The 21185-nt window shown below is 64.8% G+C and carries 22 protein-coding genes and 1 tRNA gene; 10 read left to right on the plus strand and 13 right to left on the minus strand.

Translation table 11 applies throughout. The features are described from left to right. Positions 1-62: 62 nt before the first annotated feature. The 7 genes from A3Q7_RS0109665 to A3Q7_RS0109695 all read right to left on the minus strand — a co-directional run bounded on the left by A3Q7_RS0109665 (position 63) and on the right by A3Q7_RS0109695 (position 6385). Positions 63-500: a Fur family transcriptional regulator gene (locus A3Q7_RS0109665; RefSeq protein WP_018411664.1), complete on the minus strand. Its 438-nt coding sequence runs from the start codon at positions 498-500 to the stop codon at positions 63-65. 95 nt (positions 501-595) lie between these two features. Continuing rightward, entirely contained in the window at positions 596-1540 is a 945-nt protein-coding gene (gene ispH / locus A3Q7_RS0109670) for a 4-hydroxy-3-methylbut-2-enyl diphosphate reductase (RefSeq protein WP_018411665.1), read from the minus strand. Beyond that, positions 1530-1964 carry an FKBP-type peptidyl-prolyl cis-trans isomerase gene (gene fkpB, locus A3Q7_RS0109675; protein ID WP_018411666.1) on the minus strand — a complete coding sequence of 145 codons (435 nt, stop codon included), beginning with the start codon at positions 1962-1964 and terminating at the stop codon, positions 1530-1532. Before fkpB ends, ispH begins: the two co-directional genes overlap by 11 nt. Then, positions 1961-2455: a signal peptidase II gene (lspA, locus tag A3Q7_RS0109680; RefSeq protein WP_026224677.1), complete on the minus strand. Its 495-nt coding sequence runs from the start codon at positions 2453-2455 to the stop codon at positions 1961-1963. Before lspA ends, fkpB begins: the two co-directional genes overlap by 4 nt. Before the next feature lie 7 nt (positions 2456-2462). Next, positions 2463-5276 (minus strand): isoleucine--tRNA ligase, encoded by a 2814-nt coding sequence (ileS, locus tag A3Q7_RS0109685; protein ID WP_018411668.1) that lies wholly within the window; start codon positions 5274-5276, stop codon positions 2463-2465. Between the two features lie 6 nt (positions 5277-5282). After that, on the minus strand, positions 5283-6233 hold the full coding sequence (locus A3Q7_RS0109690; RefSeq protein ID WP_018411669.1) for a bifunctional riboflavin kinase/FAD synthetase: 951 nt from the start codon (positions 6231-6233) through the stop codon (positions 5283-5285). 67 nt (positions 6234-6300) lie between these two features. Continuing rightward, positions 6301-6385, minus strand: a tRNA-Leu gene (locus A3Q7_RS0109695). A gap of 113 nt (positions 6386-6498) precedes the next feature. Here A3Q7_RS0109695 and queA point away from each other — a divergent pair. The 5 genes from queA to secF all read left to right on the plus strand — a co-directional run bounded on the left by queA (position 6499) and on the right by secF (position 11960). Then, positions 6499-7551, plus strand: coding sequence for a tRNA preQ1(34) S-adenosylmethionine ribosyltransferase-isomerase QueA (queA, locus tag A3Q7_RS0109700; protein WP_040570910.1), 1053 nt, complete (start codon positions 6499-6501; stop codon positions 7549-7551). Further along, a complete protein-coding gene (gene tgt / locus A3Q7_RS0109705) occupies positions 7541-8650 on the plus strand; it encodes a tRNA guanosine(34) transglycosylase Tgt (protein WP_018411671.1) in 1110 nt (369 codons plus the stop codon). The genes queA and tgt overlap by 11 nt, the downstream gene beginning before the upstream one ends. Before the next feature lie 99 nt (positions 8651-8749). Then, entirely contained in the window at positions 8750-9076 is a 327-nt protein-coding gene (gene yajC, locus A3Q7_RS0109710) for a preprotein translocase subunit YajC (protein WP_026224679.1), read from the plus strand. A 70-nt stretch (positions 9077-9146) separates the two neighbouring features. Next, on the plus strand, positions 9147-10997 hold the full coding sequence (gene secD / locus A3Q7_RS0109715) for a protein translocase subunit SecD (RefSeq protein WP_018411673.1): 1851 nt from the start codon (positions 9147-9149) through the stop codon (positions 10995-10997). A gap of 24 nt (positions 10998-11021) precedes the next feature. Further along, positions 11022-11960 carry a protein translocase subunit SecF gene (gene secF, locus A3Q7_RS0109720; protein ID WP_018411674.1) on the plus strand — a complete coding sequence of 313 codons (939 nt, stop codon included), beginning with the start codon at positions 11022-11024 and terminating at the stop codon, positions 11958-11960. A gap of 69 nt (positions 11961-12029) precedes the next feature. Here secF and A3Q7_RS0109725 read toward each other — a convergent pair whose 3' ends face one another. After that, positions 12030-12350 (minus strand): DUF2322 family protein, encoded by a 321-nt coding sequence (locus A3Q7_RS0109725; RefSeq protein WP_018411675.1) that lies wholly within the window; start codon positions 12348-12350, stop codon positions 12030-12032. 18 nt (positions 12351-12368) lie between these two features. Beyond that, complete coding sequence (purB, locus tag A3Q7_RS0109730; RefSeq protein WP_018411676.1) at positions 12369-13736, minus strand: adenylosuccinate lyase; 1368 nt, start codon at positions 13734-13736, stop codon at positions 12369-12371. Positions 13737-13898: 162 nt separating this feature from the next. Here purB and A3Q7_RS0109735 point away from each other — a divergent pair, with 162 nt between their 5' ends. Continuing rightward, positions 13899-14507 carry a glutathione S-transferase gene (locus A3Q7_RS0109735; RefSeq protein WP_018411677.1) on the plus strand — a complete coding sequence of 203 codons (609 nt, stop codon included), beginning with the start codon at positions 13899-13901 and terminating at the stop codon, positions 14505-14507. Between the two features lie 119 nt (positions 14508-14626). Here the strand turns inward: A3Q7_RS0109735 and mnmA are convergent, their stop codons facing one another. The 3 genes from mnmA to A3Q7_RS0109750 are packed head-to-tail and all read right to left on the minus strand — an operon-like array spanning position 14627 to position 16765. Then, positions 14627-15763 carry a tRNA 2-thiouridine(34) synthase MnmA gene (gene mnmA / locus A3Q7_RS0109740; RefSeq protein ID WP_018411678.1) on the minus strand — a complete coding sequence of 379 codons (1137 nt, stop codon included), beginning with the start codon at positions 15761-15763 and terminating at the stop codon, positions 14627-14629. Continuing rightward, entirely contained in the window at positions 15756-16310 is a 555-nt protein-coding gene (locus A3Q7_RS0109745) for a hypothetical protein (RefSeq protein ID WP_018411679.1), read from the minus strand. The genes mnmA and A3Q7_RS0109745 overlap by 8 nt, the downstream gene beginning before the upstream one ends. Further along, complete coding sequence (locus A3Q7_RS0109750) at positions 16310-16765, minus strand: NUDIX hydrolase (RefSeq protein ID WP_018411680.1); 456 nt, start codon at positions 16763-16765, stop codon at positions 16310-16312. Before A3Q7_RS0109750 ends, A3Q7_RS0109745 begins: the two co-directional genes overlap by 1 nt. 96 nt (positions 16766-16861) lie before the next feature. On the opposite strand from A3Q7_RS0109750, the gene A3Q7_RS0109755 reads away from it, so the two are divergent. Genes A3Q7_RS0109755 through A3Q7_RS0109770 form a run of 4 tightly spaced genes read left to right on the plus strand, consistent with a single transcriptional unit; the run spans position 16862 to position 19433 of the window. Further along, the gene (locus A3Q7_RS0109755) at positions 16862-17782 is read left to right on the plus strand and encodes a branched-chain amino acid transaminase (RefSeq protein WP_018411681.1); all 921 of its coding nucleotides are present in this window, start codon (positions 16862-16864) and stop codon (positions 17780-17782) included. A 37-nt stretch (positions 17783-17819) separates the two neighbouring features. Further along, entirely contained in the window at positions 17820-18032 is a 213-nt protein-coding gene (locus A3Q7_RS0109760) for a zinc-finger domain-containing protein (RefSeq protein ID WP_018411682.1), read from the plus strand. Positions 18033-18039: 7 nt separating this feature from the next. Next, the gene (locus A3Q7_RS0109765) at positions 18040-18471 is read left to right on the plus strand and encodes a YybH family protein (protein ID WP_018411683.1); all 432 of its coding nucleotides are present in this window, start codon (positions 18040-18042) and stop codon (positions 18469-18471) included. After that, positions 18468-19433, plus strand: a complete 966-nt coding sequence (locus tag A3Q7_RS0109770; protein ID WP_018411684.1) for a hydrolase — start codon at positions 18468-18470, stop codon at positions 19431-19433. Before A3Q7_RS0109765 ends, A3Q7_RS0109770 begins: the two co-directional genes overlap by 4 nt. A gap of 72 nt (positions 19434-19505) precedes the next feature. Here the strand turns inward: A3Q7_RS0109770 and A3Q7_RS0109775 are convergent, their stop codons facing one another. Then, positions 19506-21116 carry an NAD(P)/FAD-dependent oxidoreductase gene (locus tag A3Q7_RS0109775; protein WP_018411685.1) on the minus strand — a complete coding sequence of 537 codons (1611 nt, stop codon included), beginning with the start codon at positions 21114-21116 and terminating at the stop codon, positions 19506-19508. Between the last annotated feature and the right edge of the window lie 69 nt (positions 21117-21185).

Consider the following 21185-nt stretch of genomic DNA (forward strand, 5'->3'; position numbering starts at 1 on the left):
AGAGCGCGCATGATAGCCGCACGGGAAGCCGAAATCAATGCGAATCTGCGCCAATCGCGCGCTCACGCGACAAGGGTTTCCTGCGCTCCGGCAGGACGCACGCGGACGATGATGTCTATTCCGTCGGCCACCATGCCTTCCGGCAGCACCGGCATGCCTTCGATGCGCAATGAATGATCCGGAATGTCGGTCAGACAGCCGCTCACCACGTCGAACAGATGGTGATGAGGTTCGGTATTCGGATCGAAGAACACACGAGTCGGATCAACGATGACTTCACGGATCAGGCCGGCCTCGCGCAGCACCTTGAGCGTGTTGTATACGGTGGCCTTGGATGCCGAGGGCGAACTTTCGTTGACCAGGGAAAGAATCTGGTCGGCCGACAGGTGTTCCATGCGCGAAAACAGCACATGCGCAATGTCTATGCGCGGCTGGGTGAGGTTGATATCGCGGCTGCGCAGCAGCTCGACCACCTGATCGCGTGTAAGGAAAGTCTTCATGACTGCCAGTATATGAAACGGCGGCGCAACACGCAAAGTGCTGCGGCACGGTCCGGCGAGCGGAAAAGCACTGAAGAAACAATCATCAACACACCTCAGGCATTCAATTCTCGCGGCAGTGGAAAACTGACGTTCTCGGGGGTGCCCTCCAGCGTACGTACTGCAGCGGCGCCCAGGTCTCGCAGGCGCGCGATCACCTCATCCACCAGCACTTCCGGTGCGGAAGCACCCGCCGTGACACCGATGCGTTTGCGGCCGACCAGCCACGCCGGATCGATCTGGCTCGCGTTGTCGATCAGATGCGCCGGTACCCCGTACTGCTCCGCGACCTCGCGCAGACGGTTCGAATTGGAACTGTTGATGGACCCGACCACCAGAACCAGATCGCTGCGCGGTGCCATGAATTTGACCGCATCCTGGCGGTTCTGGGTCGCGTAACAGATGTCGTCACGCTTCGGACCGACGATGGCCGGAAATCGGGCGCGCAGGGCGTCGACAATGGTCTGGGCGTCGTCGACCGACAGCGTGGTCTGCGTGACATAGGCCAGCTTGTCGGGGTCGACGATGCTCAGCGCAGCGACATCGGCCACCGTCTCGACCAGATGCATGCCACCTTCGGACTGTCCCATCGTACCCTCGACCTCGGGATGCCCCTTGTGGCCGATCATGATGATCTCCCGCCCCGCTTCGCGCATCTTCGCGACTTCGACGTGCACCTTGGTCACCAGCGGACACGTGGCGTCGAACACGCGCAGCCCTCGACCGGCGGCATCGTGGCGCACCGCCTGCGGCACACCGTGGGCGCTGAAGATGAGCGTGGCGCCAGCGGGTACCAGCGCGAGATCATCGATGAATATGGCGCCCTTGGCGCGCAGGCTGTCGACGACGAACTTGTTGTGCACCACCTCATGGCGTACATAGATCGGGGCGCCGAACTGTTCCAGCGCGCGCTCGACGATGGCGATCGCACGCTCCACGCCGGCACAGAAGCCGCGCGGATTGGCAAGCAGGACCTCGGATGCAGCAGTATCAGGAGACACCGATCACCTCGACTTCAAAGCGGACCGCCCGGCCCGCCAGTGGATGGTTGAAATCGATCAGCGCGGACTGATCGTCCAGTTCGCGCACCAGCCCGGGAAACTTGTTGCCGTCGTTGTCGGTGAATTCGATGACGGTATGCACATCCAGTTCGATATCGGCCGGAATGTCGCGGCGCGCGAAACGCTCGACCAGATCCGGCTTGTGCTCGCCGAACACCTCGCCCGGCGCCAGATCGAATACCTCGTGCCGCCCGACGGCGAGTCCGGTGAGTCGCGCCTCAAGCGCCGGCGCCAGTTCGCCACGACCGAGCTGCAGCGTGGCCGGCGTCGATTCAAAGGTACTGATCAGCGCAGCCCCGCCCTCGGGCAGGGCAATGCGGAAATGCAGCGTCACCAGACTGTCCGGCTTCACCGTATCACTCATGCTTCATTCTCCACGCGGGAGGCGCGCGATGCGAGTCCGAACTGGTCGGCCAGCATGAGCACCACGCCCACGGTGATGGCGGAATCCGCCACATTGAACGCCGGAAAACCGTGCCCGCCAGCGTGAAAATACAGGAAATCGATCACCGCGCCGAAATGCACGCGGTCGATCAGGTTGCCGATGGCCCCGCCCAGTATCAGTGACAGGCCGGTCGGCATCAGGCGTTCCTGTGCGTGCCGGCGTATCAGATGGACCAGCCACACCGATACCGCCGATGTGAGGACAATGAAGAACCAGCGCTGCCATCCGTCATGATCGGCGAGAAAGCTGAAGGCCGCACCTGGGTTGAACACCAGGACCAGATCGAAGAATGGCGTGACCGGCCAGCTCTGGCCATAGGACAGCCAGCCCATCATGAGCTGCTTGGTGAGCTGGTCCACGCCCACCACCGCGAGAGCCAGGACGAACCACAGGAGCAGGCGCGCATTCATCGTCATGTCAGGCATGTTCGCGGGCTTCGCCCGCACCGTGCAGATTGGCATCGCAACGGCCGCACAGTTCCGGATGTTCCGGATTGCTGCCCACATCCGCGCAGTAGTGCCAGCAGCGGGCGCACTTCGCGTGCGCGCTCGGCGCAGCCGTGACGCCCTGCTCCGCTTCGTTTCCGACCTTTTTCAGCGTCGCCGCCGAGGTGATCAACACAAAGCGCAGATCGTCGCCGAGCGCCGCCAGATCCTCGTACAGCTCGCCCGACGCCGCGACCTCGACTTCGGCCTGCAGCGACGAACCGATGCCGCCCTCCGATCGCAGGTTCTCGAGCACCCGCGCCGATTCCGCCCGCAGTGCCCGTATGCGGCTCCAGCTCGCCATCAGTGCCGCTTCGTCCGCCTGTTCCGGCAGCACATGCCAGGTGGTGAGCATGACGCTGTCGGCATCCTTGTCGCCGAGCACGGTCCAGATTTCCTCGGCGGTGAAGGCCAGTACCGGCGCCATCAGCCGTACCAGGGTCTGGGCGACATGCCACAGCGCCGACTGCGCCGAGCGGCGGGCGAGGGACGCGGGGGCCGTGGTGTACAGGCGATCCTTCAGTACATCGAGGTAGAAGGCGCCGAGGTCTTCCGACGCAAAGTGCTGCAGCGCCTGCACCACGCGGTGAAACTCGTAGCGCTCGTAATCGGCGGTCACGCGCGCCTGCAGGTCGCGCGTCAGGGCCAGCGCGTAGCGGTCTATGGTGAGCCACTGGTTGGCCGGCAGCATGTCGGCCTGCGCGTCGAAATCGGCGATGTTGGCGAGCAGGAAGCGCACCGTATTGCGCAGCCGGCGGTAGGTTTCAACCACGCGGTCAAGGATTTCCTTCGAGATCGACAACTCGCCCGAGTAATCGGTGGACGCCAGCCACAGGCGCAGGATTTCGATGCCCAGCTTGTTGCCGACTTCCTGCGGTTCGATGCCGTTGCCGAGCGACTTGGACATCTTGCGGCCCTGCGCGTCGACCGTAAAACCGTGGGTCAGCAGCGCGCGGTACGGCGCCTGGCCGTCGATCGCGCAGCCGGTCAGCAGCGATGAGTGGAACCAGCCGCGGTGCTGATCCGAACCTTCGAGGTAGAGGTCGGCCACGGGGCCGCCGTCGGTGCGCGCCAGATCGGCGTGCGAGCCGCGCAGCACATGCCAGTGGGTAGCGCCGGAATCGAACCACACGTCCAGCGTGTCGCTGATCTTCTCGTACTGCGCCGCATCCGCGCCCAGCAGTTCGGTGGCGTCGAGATTGAACCAGGCGTCGATGCCTTCAGCGTCCACGCGGGTCGCCACCGCTTCCATCAGTTCGACCGTGCGCGGATGCAGCTCGCCGCTTTCGCGATGGATGAAGAACGGAATCGGCACGCCCCAGTTGCGCTGGCGCGAGATGCACCAGTCCGGCCGGTTGGCGATCATGGCCGCCAGCCGTGCCTTGCCCCAGTCCGGGTAGAACGCGGTGTTGTCGATCGCGGCCAGCGCCGATTCGCGCAGGCTGAGGCCGCCTTCGGGCTTGAGGTCCATGCCGACGAACCACTGCGCGGTGGCGCGGTAGATGAGCGGCGTCTTGTGGCGCCAGCAGTGCATGTAGCTGTGCTGGATCTTTTCGTGCGAAAACAGCGCGCCGACCTCCGCCAGCTTCTCGACGATGACCGGATTCGCCTTCCAGATGTGCAGGCCGCCGAACAAGGGCAGGGACTCGGCATACACGCCGTTGCTCTGTACCGGATTCAACACGTCGGCCACGGTCAGGCCGTTCTTCATGCAGGAGTTGAAGTCATCCACGCCATAGGCCGGCGCGCAGTGCACGATGCCGGTGCCGGCGTCGATGCCCACGTAGTCGGCCAGGAAGACCGGCGATTCGCGCTCGTAAAGCGGGTGGTGGAAGGCGATGCGCTCCAGCTTGTTGCCGGTCGCGGTGGCGAGCACGCGCCCCTCGCGACCGAAGCGCTTCAGGCTCTGGTCGACCAGCGCCTCGGCCAGCACCAGACAGCCGGCGTCGGTCTGCACCAGCGCATACACATGCTCCGGATGCATGTTGAGCGCCTGGTTGGCCGGTATCGTCCATGGCGTGGTGGTCCAGATCACCGCATGCACACTGCCGGCGGGCAGTCCGGCCAGGCCGAAGGCGGCCGCCAGGCGCGCACGCTCGCGCTCCGCGAGCGGGAAGCCGACATCCACCGCCGGGCTCGCCTTGTCCTGGTATTCGACCTCGGCTTCGGCCAGCGCCGATCCGCAGTCGAAACACCAGTTCACTGGCTTCAGGCCGCGGTACACCCAGCCCTTCTTCACCATTTCGGCCAGTGCGCGGATTTCGCCCGCCTCGTTGCCGAAATCCATGGTGCGGTAGGGGCGGTCCCAATCGGCCAGCACGCCGAGGCGGATGAAACCCTTCTTCTGGATGTCCACCTGCTCCGCGGCAAAGGCACGACACAGCTTGCGCACTTCGGACGCAGGCAGGTTCTTGCCGTGCTTCTTCTCGATCTGGTGCTCGATCGGCAGGCCGTGGCAGTCCCAGCCCGGCACATAGGGCGCATCGAAACCAGCCAGCGTCTTGGAGCGGACGATGATGTCCTTCAGGATCTTGTTGACCGCGTGACCGAGGTGAATATCGCCGTTCGCATAGGGCGGGCCATCGTGCAGCACGAATTTCGGACGACCTTTCGTCTTTTCGCGGATGCGGCGGTAGAGCTGGCTCTGCTGCCATTGCTGTACCCAGCCGGGCTCGCGCTTGGGCAGGTCACCGCGCATCGGGAAAGCGGTGTCGGGCAGGTTCAGCGTCGTGCGGTAATCAGCCATCTTTGATCAGCCAGTTCGGTCTTCGGAAATCGGGTGCGCGGCGAACCAGGCGCGGGTGTCGTCCACGTCCTGAGCGATCGCCGCACGCAGTGCGTCCAGCCCTTCGTAGCGGGCTTCGTCGCGCAATTTGTGGCAGAAGCGTACGGTCACATGCCTGTCGTAAAGATCCACGTCCCGGTCCAGCACGTAGACCTCGCAGGTCGGTTTCAGCCCATCGGCAATGGTGGGGCGCACGCCGACGCTGGCCGCACCCGGCGCGTCGACCAGGCCGCCGCCGGTCACCGTGACCGCAAAAATACCTGTCAGTGGCAGCGAACGATGTTTCAGTTGCACGTTGGCGGTCGGAAAACCAAGCTGCCGCCCGATTTTCTGGCCATGTTCAACCCGTCCGCTGATTGCGTAGGGCCGCCCCAGCAGCCGGCGCGCGCGCGTCAGCTCGCCCTTTTCCAGCGCATCGCGCACGGCCGAACTGGATGCGCGCTCACCGCCGACCTCGACCGTATCCATGCTTGCGACATCGAAACCGTACTGGCGCCCGGCTTCGTGCAAGCGGGCGAAATCGCCCTCGCGACCGCGCCCGAAACGGAAGTCATCGCCGACGATGAGATGACGCACCGCCAGGCCGCGCACCAGCAGATCGTCGATGAAAGCCTGCGCATCGAGCGCGGCAAAACGCGCGTTGAAGCGACAGACGTATACGCGGCGCACACCGGCGTGAGCGAAGAGCTGGAGCTTCTCGCGCAGGCTGGTCAGCCGGGTAGGCCTTTTTTCGTGCAGGAAGAATTCGCGCGGGTGAGGCTCGAAGGTCATGACCGCCGCGGGCATGGCGAGCGCGGCCGCGCGCTCCGCAAGCCGGGCAAGCAGTGCCTGGTGGCCGACGTGTACGCCGTCGAAGTTGCCTATCGTGAGCACGACGGGCGTATCGGCATGATTCGGGATTGCGCGGAAGACCTGCACGGATGGACGTGGTTTGGGCGTGCTCGCCACTACGCGTGAAAACCGGCAAGTATACCTGTCCACATCGTGGTGCCGGGAGGGGGACTCGAACCCCCACACCTTGCGGCGGCGGATTTTGAATCCGCTGCGTCTACCGATTCCGCCATCCCGGCAGGGAAGAGGCGGGATTATGCGGGCGACCGGCGGGGTCCGGCAAGTCACCCGACGGTACAATGCGCGGTTTTTCGCAGTGTTCGCCGCGCTGCGCCTGCCCGAATACACCGCCGTGCACTCACTTTCCGATTTCGACTACCCGCTGCCCGAAGAACTGATCGCCCAGGCACCTCTGCCGGAACGCAGCGCCAGCCGCTTGCTGGTGCTGGGCGAACGCGCCCCCGTGGATGCAGGCATCCGCGAACTGCCGCAGTGGCTGCAGCCGGGCGACCTGCTGGTGTTCAACGACACGCGCGTGATGCACGCCCGACTGTATGGCCGCAAGGACAGTGGCGGCCAGGTCGAGGTACTGGTCGAACGGCTGACCGGTGAGCGCGAAGCGCTGGCCCAGGTGCGGGCCAGCAAGACACCCCGGCCAGGCAGTCGCCTGCAGCTCGAGGACGCATTCGAGGTCGAAGTGCTCGGGCGCCAGGGCGAGTTCTTCATGCTGCGCAGCCTGGCCGACGCACCTTTGCTCGAATTGCTGGAAAGGCACGGCAGACTGCCGCTGCCGCCCTATATCGACCGCGCCGCCGCGCCGGCGGACGAAGAACGCTACCAGACCGTCTTCGCGCGCGAGACCGGTTCGGTGGCCGCACCGACCGCGGGCCTGCACTTCGACCATGCGCTGCTCGCCGCGGTGGAAGCGCGGGGTGTGCGCACTGCACGCGTGACCTTGCATGTCGGCGCCGGCACCTTCCAGCCGGTGCGGGTGGACAACCTGGCGGAGCACCGCATGCACAGCGAACGCTTCCATCTTTCCGCTGAAACCGCGCAGGCGGTCGCCGACACCCGGGCCGCCGGTCGGCGCGTGATCGCTGTCGGCACCACCAGCCTGCGCTGCCTTGAATCGGCGGCGGCCGCCTGTGGCGACCGTCCGCTGGCCGCCTGCAGCGGCGATACCCGGCTGTTCATCACGCCGGGCTATGACTTCCGCGTAGTGGACGCACTGCTCACCAATTTTCATCTGCCAAAGTCCACCCTGCTCATGCTGGTATCCGCGCTTGCGGGCCGGCGCCGCATCCTGGACGCTTACGCGCATGCCGTGGCGCAGCGCTACCGCTTTTTCAGCTACGGCGACGCCATGTTCATTCCGGCGCGCATGAAGGATTCCGATGAAGTTTGAACTGATTGCCACCGATGGACAGGCTCGCCGCGGCCGCATCACACTGGCCCACGGCACGGTCGACACGCCGGTGTTCATGCCGGTCGGCACCTACGGTACGGTCAAGGGCGTGGACCCGGACGAACTCGCGGACATGGGCGCGCGTATCGTGCTCGGCAATACCTTCCACCTGTGGCTGCGCCCCGGTACGGACATCGTCCGCAAACACCGCGGCCTGCATCGCTTCATGGGCTGGGAGCGGCCGATACTGACTGATTCGGGTGGCTTCCAGGTGTTCTCGCTCGGCGCGCTGCGCAAGATCAGCGAGGAGGGCGTGCGCTTTGCCAGCCCGATCAATGGCGACCGGCTGATGCTCACGCCGGAGGAATCGATGCGCATCCAGCACGACCTGGATTCCGACGTGGTGATGATTTTCGACGAATGCACCCCCTACCCGGCCGATCATGCGCAGGCTGCCGAATCGATGCGGCTTTCGCTGCGCTGGGCGCGCCGTTCGCGCGATGCGCACGACCGGCTGGGCAACACCAATGCGCTGTTCGCCATCGTGCAGGGCGGCATGCACGAGGACCTGCGCGACGAATCGCTCGCCGGGCTCGAGGACATCGGTTTCGATGGCTATGCGATCGGCGGACTGTCGGTCGGCGAGCCGAAGGAAGACATGCAGCGCATCCTCGCGCACACCGCGCCGAAACTGCCGGCGAGCGCTCCGCATTACCTGATGGGTGTGGGCACACCGGAGGACATCGTGCACGCGATCGCGCACGGCATCGACATGTTCGACTGCGTCATGCCGACCCGCAACGCGCGCAATGGCTGGCTGTTCACCCGTTACGGCGACATCAAACTGAAGAACGCGCGCTACAAGGAGGACACCGGACCGGTCGACCCGAGCTGCGAATGCCCGACCTGCACCCGCTATACGCGCGCCTACCTGCACCACCTGCACCGCTGCAACGAAATGCTCGGCGCACGACTCAATACCTTGCACAACCTGCATTTTTACCAGCAGTTCACGCGCGAGGCGCGCGAGGCGATCGAAGCGGGGCATTTCGCCCAGTGGTCGGCCGCCTTTCTGGCCGATCGCAGGCGCGGCGTGTGAGCGCCCGCACACGCCGGCCCTTCCGTCCGGCGCACCCGGGCTGTCATGGCGCGGCTGATATACTTGCGCGCTTTCCAACAATTCCATCCGGAGACTTCAGTGTTCATTTCTCCTGCCTACGCGCAAACCGGCGGTGCCTCGGATCCGACCGGCGGCCTTATGGGTCTGCTGCCCATCATCCTGATGTTCGGCGTGATCTGGTTCCTGATGATCCGTCCGCAGATGAAGCGCGCCAAGGAACACAAGGCCCTGGTCGAGGCACTTGCCAAGGGTGACGAGGTGGTCACCCAGGGCGGCATGGCGGGTCGCATCACCAAGGTCGGCGACGCCTTCGTGACGATAGAACTGGCCCCGAACGTCGAAGTCGCGGTGCAGCGCCAGGCCGTCGCCAATGTGCTGCCCAAGGGCACGTTGAAGGCGCTGTGAGCCGATCCGGCGGGTGGTCCGGCCACCCGCTCCCGATTTTCCCCATCCCTCCCCTGCCCCCCGCCCCGCAATGAACCGCTACCCGCTCTGGAAAAACGCGCTGGTGATCGTGGCGCTGCTGCTCGGGCTGATCTACACCCTGCCCAACTTCTACGGCGAAGCGCCTGCCGTGCAGGTGTCGACCACCCGGCCCGGCGTCGCACTGGACAACGCGCTGATGGCGCGCGTCGAGACATCCCTGAAGGAGGCCTCGATCGCGCACACCGGCCTCACGCTCGACACCGCCGGCGTGCGCGTGCGGCTGGGCGATACCGACACGCAACTGAAGACGCGCGACGCCCTGGAAAGGGCTCTCAATCCGGATCCCGCGGATCCGCATTACGTGGTGGCGCTGAACCTGCTCTCCAAGTCGCCGGAATGGCTGCATTCGGTCGGTGCCTTGCCGATGTACCTCGGCCTCGACCTGCGCGGCGGTGTGCACTTCCTGCTGCAGGTGGACATGAAGGGCGCGATGACCAAGCGGCTGGATTCCATGGCCTCCGACCTGCGCATTCAACTGCGCGAGAAGAACATCCGGCATGGTGGCATCAACCGCGAAGGCGATGCGATCACGCTGCGCTTCCGTGACGAAGCGGGCCGCAGCGCCGCGCGGGGGGCCATCGAGGATGCCCTGCCCGATCTCGCATGGGTGGCCAGTCAGTCCGGCGCGGATTACGTGTACACCGGGCGCATGAAGGAGATCGCGGAAAAGGATCTGCGCGAATCGGCGATCAAGCAGAACATCCTGACGCTGCAGAAGCGGGTCAATGAACTGGGGGTGGCCGAGCCCATCATCCAGCAGCAGGGCGCCGACCGCATCGTCGTGCAGTTGCCGGGGGTGCAGGACGTGGCGAAGGCCAAGGATCTGATCGGCCGCACCGCCACGCTGGAAGTGCGTCTGGTCGACCAGGAAGCGATGATCAGCGGCGTCACCGAAGGGCTGGACGTGTTCCCGGAGCGCTCGCGCAATGGCGACATCAACCAGGTCCCGGTCAAAAAGCAGGTCATCCTGACCGGCGAGCGCTTCGAAACCGCGCAGGCCTCGTTCGACGACGCCAACCGCCCGGCGGTGGCGGTGAAGCTCGACGCCACCGGCGGCCGCATCATGCGCACGGTGACGCGCGAGAACCTGAAAAAGATGATGGCCATCCTGCTGTTCGAGAAGGGGCGCGGTGAGGCGATTTCGGTCGCCACCATCCAGGGCGAGTTCGGTGACCGCTTCCAGATCACCGGCCAGTTCTCGCCGCAGGAAACGAATACGCTGGCCATCCTGATCCGTTCCGGTGCGCTCGCGGCGCCGATGGAAATCGTCGAGGAACGCGTGATCGGTCCTTCGCTGGGCGCCGAGAACATCCAGAAAGGCTTCGATTCCACGCTGTGGGGCTTCGTCGCCATCGCCGTGTTCATGATCGGCTACTACATGGTGTTCGGCTTCATTTCGACCGCCGCACTGGCTTCCAACCTGCTGTTCCTGATCGCACTGCTGTCGCTTTTGCAGGCCACGCTCACGCTGCCCGGCATCGCCGCGATCGCGCTCACGCTGGGCATGGCGATCGACGCCAATGTGCTGATCAACGAACGGGTGCGCGAGGAACTGCGCAACGGTGTCACGCCGCAGGCAGCCATCGCCGCCGGTTACGACCGCGCCTGGGCGACGATTCTCGATTCCAACATCACGACGCTGATCGCCGGCCTTGCCTTGCTCATTTTCGGCTCGGGTCCGGTGCGCGGCTTCGCCGTGGTGCACTGCCTGGGCATCCTGACCTCGATGTTCAGCGCGGTCGTCGTGTCGCGCGCACTGGTCAATGTCGTGTATGGCCGGGCCCGCAAGCTCGAGAAGGTGTCCATCGGCACCGTATGGAAGCCGGGTACCGGCGCCTGAAACCCAGCCAGGAAAAGAACAGCCATGGAATTCTTCCGCATCCGGCGCGACATCCCTTTCATGCGGCACGCGCTGGTGTTCAACATCATTTCCCTCATCACCTTCGTGCTCGCCGTGTTCTTCCTGGCCACGCGCGGCCTGCATCTGTCGGTGGAGTTCACCGGCGGCACGCTGATGGAGGTGAATTACAGCGAGGCACCGGAACTCGAAGCGGTACGCAAGACGCTGACCGATGCCGGCTACAGCGATCCTCAGGTGCAGAAGTTCGGTACCGCGCGTGACGTGATGATCCGTCTGCCCCTCATCAAGGACAGCGATTCGGCCAAGGTGAGCCAGCACGTGATGGGCGCGCTGGCCGCGGCGCCCGGTCCGCAACCGGAACTGCGCCGGGTCGAATACGTCGGCCCGCAGGTGGGCAAGGAACTGGCGGCGGACGGCTCGCTCGCGCTCATGCTCGTGATCATCGGCATCATGATCTACCTCGCGATGCGCTTCGAATGGCGCTTCGCGGTGGCTGCCATCATCGCCAACCTGCACGACGTGGTGATCATTCTCGGCTTCTTCGCCGCCTTCCAGTGGGAGTTCTCGCTGCCTGTCCTGGCCGCCGTACTGGCCGTGCTGGGTTATTCGGTCAATGAATCGGTGGTGGTGTTCGACCGGGTGCGCGAGGTGTTCCGCAATCCCCGCAAGCGCACCATGGCCGTGCCACAGGTGCTGGACCACGCGATCACCAGCACCATTTCGCGCACCATCATCACGCACGGGTCCACCCAGATGATGGTGCTGTCCATGCTGCTGTTCGGTGGTCAGGCCCTGCACTACTTCGCGGTTGCGCTGACCATAGGCATCTGCTTCGGCATCTATTCGTCGGTGCTGGTGGCCAGCCCGCTCGTGATGTGGCTGGGCGTGAAGCGCGAACAACTGGTGAAGCCGCCCAAGCAGAAGCAGGAAGCCGTGGTCTGACAGTCCGCCCGGTCGCGCCCACAAAAAACCCGGCCATGGCCGGGTTTTTTGTGGGCGCGAGGCTGGAAATCAGGGCTGGGCGAACACCTGTTTCACGCGCAGGGATTGCCCGCTCTCCAGCAGCCCCGCCAGACGATCGATATTCGGGTGCTTGCCCGGATTGGCCTGCGCATCGGCGGTATGTTCGCCATACAGCTCCAGACCATGACGGGCGGCATCGCCATCGATCGCGCCATGCAACTGGGCGAGATGGTTATAGACCGCCAGCGAGCCGGCCTGCCCCGGCTTGTTCTCTATCGTGGCGACCACTTCACCCGCGGCATCCAGCAACTGTATGGCGGACAGATGGGACACGCCGGGCAAGGTTTTCAGGGTATCGGCGAAACTCATTGCAACTCCTTCGATGACTCAGATGGCGCGCGCCAGGCGAGCCGCCTCGCCGATATAGCTGGCCGGCGTCATGGCGAGCAGGCGCTCGCGTTCGGCAGCCGGTATGTCCAGCCCGGATATGAAGGCATGCAGAGCGTCACGATCGATGCCGCGCCCGCGGGTCAGTGCCTTCAACTGCTCGTACGGATTGGCCACGCCATAGCGGCGCATCACCGTCTGCACCGGTTCCGCCAGCACTTCCCAGCAGGCATCGAGATCGGCAGCCAGTGCCTCGGGCGCGGCGAGCAGCTTGCTCAGGCCACGCGACAGCGAATCCAGCGCCAGCACGCTGTAACCGAACGCCACGCCCATATTGCGCAGTACGGTGGAATCGGTCAGATCGCGCTGCATGCGCGATACCGGCAGCTTTTCCGACAGGTGACGAAGAACGGCATTGGCCAGCCCGAGATTGCCTTCGGCATTCTCGAAATCGATCGGGTTGACCTTGTGCGGCATGGTGGAACTGCCGATCTCGCCCTCCTTCAGCTTCTGCTTGAAGTAACCGAGCGAGATATACATCCAGAAATCGCGCGCCGCGTCGAGCAATATCGTGTTGCAGCGGGCCATTGCATCGAACAGTTCGGCCATCCCGTCGTGCGGCTCGATCTGTATCGTGTAGGGATTGAATTCAAGCCCGAAGGATTCGACGAACACGCGATTGAACTGCGGCCAGTCGATGTCCGGATAGGCCGACAGATGGGCGTTGTAATTGCCGACCGCGCCATTGAACTTGGCGGTCAGGCTGACTTCGGCGATGCGTGCGCGGGCGCGCATGAGGCGCGCCGCAATATTGGCCATTTCCTTGCCCAGGGTGGTCGGGCTGGCGGGTTGTCCATGCGTGCGCGACAGCATGGGCAGATCGGCCAGTTCGTGCGCCATGGCGCGCAGGCGTTCGATCGCGGCGTCGAGCGCCGGCAGCAGCACGTCGCGCCGACCTTCTTCCAGCATCAGCGCATGCGACACATTGTTGATGTCTTCCGACGTGCAGGCGAAATGTATGAATTCCGATACGCCGGTCACCTCGGCATTCTTCGCCAGTCGTTCCTTCAGCCAGTACTCCATGGCTTTCACGTCATGGTTGGTGCGCGCTTCGATAGTCTTGATGGCAGCGGCGTCCTCCAGGCCGAAATCGCGCACGACGGCATCCAGCTCGTCCAGCGTGGCCTGCGAGAAGGCCTTTACCTCGGCTACCTGCGGCGCGCCCGCGAGCGCGCGCAGCCACGCGATCTCGACGCGCACGCGATTGCGTATCAGGCCATATTCGCTGAAGTGACCGCGCAAGGGGTCGAGTTTGGCGGCGTAACGGCCGTCCAGCGGCGACAACGCGGAAAGGGAATGGGCACTCATGAGGAACCTGCGGGAAAGATGGATGTGAAAGACCGTCATGGCGCGGCCTGCGCGGACGCTGATCCATGACGTACTGCGAATTTTATCATGCGCGCAACGAGCCTCCGGCGCGGCAAGTACTGGCCCGACGGTATAATCCGATGTCGTCTATCGGTGCAGCCCATGAAACTCGTCGGTTCCTACACCAGCCCCTATGTCCGCAAGGCGCGCGCCGTTCTTGCCGAAAAGAAGATCGACTGCGAGTTCGTCGTGGATTCGCCGTGGCCCGATACCACCGGTGTTCCCGACCTGAATCCGCTAGGCAAGATTCCGGTTCTGGTGCTGGACGATGACTCCTGCCTGTACGACTCGCGCGTCATCGTCGAGTACCTTGACGGCGTGGCGCCAAACAACAAGCTGCTCCCTACGCCGGCGCGCGAACGCGCGCTGGTCAAGCGCTGGGAGGCCCTGGCCGACGGCCTGATCGACGCCGCGGTCGTCATCGTGCTCGAGAAGAAGCGTCCCGACGCAGAGCGCAGTGCGGCCTGGATGGAACGCCATCAGGCCAAGATCGAACGCGCGCTTGCCGCGCTCGCGCACGATGTCGGCGACAATGCGTGGTGCCATGGCAATGGCGTTTCGCTGGCCGACATTGCCGTCGGCTGTGCGCTGGGCTATCTCGATTTCCGCATGCCGCAGATCGATTGGCGGGCAGCACACCCCAATCTGGGCCGGCTGCAGGACAAGCTCATGCAGAGGCCGTCGCTCGCCGACACCGTTCCGCACGAATAACCGGAGCGGCGCGACAATCGCGGTCGCGCCGCCCGGATGTCCGGTGACCGCGCTTCGCGGCCGGACGCCGTGATGCGGGCGAACCCCTGGTCCGGCGCGCCCCTCTCCAGGGCTGCGCGCTATTCGCCTGAAGACAGGATGATGCCGCCACCCAGGCACACCTTGCTTTCGTATACGACCACGCTCTGCCCCGGTGTGACCGCCCACTGCGGCTCGGCAAACACGATTTCGCAGCGCGATGCATCGACCACGTCGATGCTGCACGGCGCGTCCGGCTGCCGATAGCGTGTCTTGGCGGCGTACACCCAGTGCGTGTGCGGCGCGCGACCGGACACCCATGACAGGTCGCCCGCCACCAGGCGGCCGGATTGCAGCGCAGGATGATCATGGCCGCGCACCACGTACAGCACATTGTTCTGCATGTCCTTGCGCGCGGCATACCACGCATCGTGCTCGCCGGCATGATCCGCCATGCCCTTGAGCCCGCCGATGCCCAGGCCCTTGCGCTGCCCTATCGTGTGATACATCAGCCCTTCGTGACGGCCAACAACGCGCTCACTGTCCAGATCGCGGATTTCACCCGGCGCGAGCGGCAGGTAGCGCTGCAGGAATTCGCGGAACGGCCGCTCGCCGACGAAACAGATGCCGGTCGAATCCTTCTTGTCCGCATTGGCCAGCCCCGCCTCCGCCGCGATGCGGCGGACTTCGCGCTTGTACAGATGACCCACCGGGAACATCGTGCGCGAGAGCTGGGCCTGGTTCAGCCGGTGCAGGAAATAGCTCTGGTCCTTGTTGCCGTCCTCGCCCTTCATCAACTGGAACAGCCCCTCGAACAACCTCACCTGGGCATAGTGTCCGGTCGCGATGCGGGTGGCGCCGAGCTGCATGGCGTGATCGAGAAAGGCCGCGAACTTGATTTCGGCGTTGCACAGCACGTCGGGATTGGGCGTGCGTCCGGCCTGGTATTCCCTCAGGAAGCTGGCGAACACCCGGTCCTTGTACTCGGCCGAGAAATTGACCACCTCGATGTCGATGCCGATCACTTCGGCTGCGGACACCGCATCGATCAGATCCTGCCGGGTGGAACAGTATTCGTCGGTGTCGTCATCCTCCCAGTTCTTCATGAACAGACCGACAACGTGGTAACCAGCGCGCTTGAGCAACAAGGCCGACACCGACGAATCAACGCCGCCCGACAGGCCCACCACCACGGTTTCCCCATTGCCGGGCGCAATGCCCGCCAGAGCTTCATTCATCCGGGTATCCCCCGTCCTTCCATGTATCCAGATCCATCACCACGGCTGGTCTGCCGTGGTCCCGAAACCAGGTATCGACCGCCCACCGCGTACCATCATCGAGCGCTTCCATGGTGGCGCTGAAATGCTGCAGGATGAGCCAGCTCGTGCGACGCTCGATGGCCGTTACCCGGTGGAAGCGCAGCGCCCCGGTCTGTTCGATGCGTTCAAGCAGGCGGGCCGTGGTGTGAGCATGATCGATGCAGTCCATGCGGCCATACACGCCATCGTCAAGAAAATCGCCGGCGCGGTCGGCATGGATAGGCGACTGCTCGCCCGCCCGGCGATACATGCTTCCGATCACATCCGCCAGACGCTGACGTTCATCGGCCGCATCGATTGCCGGCTGCAAGGCGTCGTGCACCGCCTGCATGTCGTCCGCGCTGAAATGCACGGTCTGTCTGGCCAGACATCCGTAGTTGAAACAGACCTCCACCTCGGCGTCGACCGCCGCACGCAACGGCGCCGCGACCGCCAGCAGTGCGGCGCCGAGCAGCAGGGTGCGCATCAGCAATGGTGGCGGATGACGGACAACGGCATGCGCGTGCCATCCAGCCAGTCCTTCACGCAAGCCCACACCAGCGGGCTGCGATGACGGCCGCGGCTGGCTTCGATCTCGTCCGCAGTCATCCAGATCGCGCGCACGATGCCGGCGTCCAGCGCCCGACCGGCGATTTCCTCCCCGCTGTCGCCGGAAAAGGCAAAACGCAGATAGGTCACCTCGCCATCCGGCCGTCGCCACTGGTAGATGCCCACCAGTTCGCGTGGCGCAAACACATGCGCGGTTTCCTCGAGTGCCTCGCGGGCGCAGGCCTCGACCAGGGATTCGCCCTCTTCGAGATGCCCCGCCGGCTGGTTCAGCAGCAAGCCACCGGAGGTGTGCTCCTCCACCATCAGGAAGCGGCCCCGGTCTTCCATCAGCGCCGCCACAGTCACATTGGGCTTCCAGATACGTTCACTCATGCGCTGATTTTAACGCGCGGCACGCGTGGCAACCGCCGCCGTCGCGTCCGATTCGGCTAAAATCACGGGTTTACCGCAATCTCTGGAGTGTTTCCCATGTCGATGGCCGACCGCGACGGTTATATCTGGTACGACGGCAAGCTGGTGCCCTGGCGCGAGGCCACCACGCACGTACTGACACATTCGCTGCACTACGGTCTGGCTGTCTTCGAAGGGGTGCGCGCCTACAACACCGAAATCGGTACGGCAATCTTCCGCCTGAAGGAACACACCGACCGCCTGTTCAATTCGGCCCACATCTACATGATGAAGATGCCGTACTCCCGCGAGGAGGTCATGGAGGCCCAGCTCGAGGTGGTGCGCGCGAACCGGCTGGAGTCCTGCTACATCCGCCCGATCGCCTTCTTCGGTTCGGAGAAGATGGGCATTTCCACGCGCGGCGCGTCGGTGCATGTCGCGGTCGCCGCCTGGCCCTGGGGCGCCTACCTGGGCGAGGACGGCCTGAAGAAGGGCATACGCGTGAAAACCTCGTCGTACTCGCGTCACCATGTGAACGTGTCGATGTGCCGCGCCAAGTACTCGGGCACCTATGCCAATTCCATCCTCGCCAATATGGAAGCCACCGAACAGGGCTATGACGAGGCGCTGCTGCTGGACGTCGATGGTTTCGTCGCCGAGGGTGCCGGCGAGAACCTGTTCGTGATCAAGGACAACAGGATCTATGAACCGGAGATCGCGTCGGCGCTGGTCGGCATCACCCGCGCATCGGTGATCGACATCGCCGCCGAACTGGGTTACCCGGTGGTGTCCAAGCGCCTCACGCGCGACGACATCTATACCGCCGATGAAGCCTTCTTCACCGGCACCGCTGCCGAAGTGACGCCAATCCGGGAACTCGACGGTCGCCAGATCGGCAGTGGCACGCGCGGCCCGGTCACCGAAAAGATCCAGGCGCGCTTCTTCGATGTGGTGAACGGCCGTGCGCCGGAATATCACCGCTGGCTCACCCGGATCTGATCGCCCTCGCCACTCACACTGTCCGGAGTCCCTATCCATGACCCAAGCAGGTAACGATTCCAGCCGCGACCAGGCACGCGAAATCGAAGTCGGCGCGAAAGACCTTCCGCTGCACTGCCCGCTGCCCGGGGCGCCGCTGTGGGCACGTCACCCGCGCGTGTTCCTCGATGTGACCAAGACCGGGCAGGCCGCCTGCCCCTACTGCGGCACCCGCTACAGCTTCCACGGCCCGGCGCCCGCCGGTCACTGAGCCTCTCGTGGACACGCAGCGCAAGGCCTTCTTCGCGTCGCCGCAGGAAGCCGAAGCGGCCTTCTACGACGCACGGAACCGGGGCGACATCGAGGGCATGATGGCGGTCTGGGCGGACGAGGATGACATCGTGTGCATCCTCGAAGGTTGCCAGCGCGCGAGTGGTTACGAAGCCGTAAGGGAAGCCTGGCGCAGGATGTTTGCCGGTGCTCAGACCACCGTGCGCACCGGCAACGCAGTCGTGATGCAGGGCGCACTGCAGGCGATACACAGCGTGCATGAAACGCTCACGGCGTCGGGCGAGCGTTCGCCGCGGGCAGCACTTGCCGTCACCAACGTCTACGTGCGCGGTCCGCTTGGCTGGCACCTCGTGTTGCATCACGCCTCGGCGCTGCCCGCCGCGCAGGACAGCGCCGAGTTGCCGAAAATCCTGCATTGACCGCCCGCCCTCCGGTATTCGATCCGGCGCGCTGGCTGCCCGGCGGCCATGCGCAGACCATCTGGCCGCGCTTCATTCCGCTTGCCCGACCCGCCATGACGCGCGAACGCGTGGATACGCCGGATGGAGACTTCATCGACCTCGACTGGCTGCCGCAGCAAGCGGGTCAGCCTGTCGTGCTTCTTCTGCACGGCCTGGAAGGCAGCTCGGGCAGCCATTATGCGAAAGCGCTCATGCGCGCGGTCGCGGCGCGCGGCTGGAACGGTGTGGTCGTGCACGCCCGGGGCTGTTCCGGCGAGCCCAACCGCCTGTTGCGCGCCTATCACTCCGGTGACAGTGCCGAACTCGAATGGTTGCTGCCACGTCTTCATGCGCGAGCGGCCGGCGCACCGCTGTTCGCCGTCGGCGTGTCGCTGGGCGGCAATGTGCTGTGCAAATGGCTGGGCGAACAGGGTCAGGCCGCCTCGCACTGGCTCACCGGCGCGGCGTCGGTGTGCGCTCCGGTCGATCTCGCTGCAGCGGGACGCGCACTGGACCGCGGATTCAACCGCGTCTACGCGCAGTACTTCCTGCGCACGATGAAACCGCGCGCGCTGGACAAGGCCAGTCGCTTCCCCGGCGAGCTGGATGCCAGCGCACTCGCGGCCTGCAATTCAATACGCGGATTCGACGACGCCTACACCTCCCGCGTTCACGGCTTCATCGACGCGGACGACTACTGGACGCGCTGTTCCGCCAAGCCCCTGCTGAAGTCGGTGCGCACGCCCCTGCTGCTGCTGCAGGCACTGAACGACCCCATGGTGCCAACCTGGTCACTGGCCACGACCGCGCAGCTTTCGCCGGACGTAACACCGGAATACACCCCGCAGGGCGGCCATGTCGGCTATGTCAGCGGCACACCGCGCGGACAGGTCGACTGGCTGCCGCAGCGACTGCTGCATTTTTTCGAGCACGGCTGCTGAGCCGATCGGCAAGCGGCGGCACGCCGGGGCGCCGCCAGCGCGAAGGAAGAAGGCAGACGCGGGGCGCCTCCGTCAGCGTCCGTCGGTCATGCTCAACGCCACCGCCTCCGCCACCTCGATGCCATCGACCGCAGCCGACAGGATGCCGCCGGCGTAACCCGCACCTTCTCCCGCCGGATACAGGCCGCGCGTATTCAGGCTCTGGTAGTTCGCCGGATCGCGCTTGATGCGGATCGGCGAAGACGTGCGCGTTTCCACGCCGGTCAGCACCGCGTCATGCATCGCGAAGCCGCGAATCTGGCGGTCGAAGGCAGGCAGCGCCTCACGCATCGCGGTAATCGCATACTCCGGCAGCGCGCTCGCCAGGCTGCCCAGCTTCACGCCGGGCTTGTAGCTCGGTTCGACGTCGCCCAGCGAGTTCGATGGCCGCCCGGCGACGAAATCGCCCACGAGTTGCCCGGGCGCACTGTAGTCGCCCCCCCCGAGTTCGAACGCACGCGATTCCAGCGCGCGCTGCAGATCGATGCCGGCCAGCGGATGCTCCGGATAATCCAGTTCCGGCGTGATGCCGACCACGATGCCGGCATTGGCATTGCGCTCGTTGCGCGAATACTGGCTCATGCCATTGGTCACCACCCGCCCTTGTTCCGACGTGGCCGCAACCACCGTGCCGCCGGGACACATGCAGAAGCTGTAGACCGAGCGTCCGTTCTTCGCGTGATGCACCAGTTTGTAGTCGGCCGCGCCCAGAACGGGATGCCCGGCGAAATCGCCGAAACGCGCGCGATCGATCAGCCCCTGTGGATGCTCGATGCGGAAACCGACCGAAAAGGGCTTGGCTTCAATGTACACGCCCTTGTCGTGCAGCATGCGGAAGGTGTCGCGCGCGCTGTGGCCGATCGCCAGTACCACGTGATCGGCCTCGATTTCGGTGCCATCGGCGAGCTTCACGCCACGCACCGCACCGTTCTCGATCGCGATGTCCTCCACTCGCGCCTGGAAGCGGATTTCGCCGCCCAGCGATTCGATCTCGGCACGGATTTTCTCCACCATGCCGACCAGACGGAAGGTACCGATGTGCGGCTTGCTCACATAGAGGATTTCCTCCGGCGCGCCAGCCTTCACGAACTCGGTCAGCACCTTGCGGCCGTAGTGCTTCGGGTCCTTGATCTGGCTGTACAGCTTGCCATCGGAAAAGGTACCCGCACCGCCCTCGCCGAACTGCACGTTCGATTCCGGATGCAGCGTGCGGCGGCGCCACAGATCCCAGGTGTCCTGCGTGCGCTCGCGCACCGCACGGCCGCGTTCGAGCACGATGGGGCGGAAGCCCATCTGCGCGAGCACCAGCGCCGCCATGAAGCCGCACGGCCCCATGCCGATCACGACAGGCCGGCCCGCCAGACCTTCGGGCGCATGCGCGACAAAGCGATACGTGGTATCGGGCGCGGGTTGCAGTTGCGGCGAAGGCTTGTGTGCCTTGAGCACTGCCGCCTCGTCGCGCAGTTCGACATCCAGCGTGTAGATGAGATGAATGGCCGACCTTCGCCGCGCGTCGTAGCCGCGGCGGAACACGCGGATGGCGAGCAGGTCCCGATCGGGAATGCGCAGCCGCTCCAGCACGGCGGCACGCAGGGCCTCTTCGGGATGGTCGAGGGGAAGCTTGATTTCGGTCAGTCTGAGCATTGTGGCGGGGCCTTGTCTATAAGCCAGCCCGACAGTGTACCCGGATGCGATCGCCCTCCGTACCGTCGC

It is taken from the genome of Methyloversatilis thermotolerans (genome assembly GCF_000372885.1).
GTDB classification, from domain to species: Bacteria; Pseudomonadota; Gammaproteobacteria; order Burkholderiales; family Rhodocyclaceae; genus Methyloversatilis; species Methyloversatilis thermotolerans.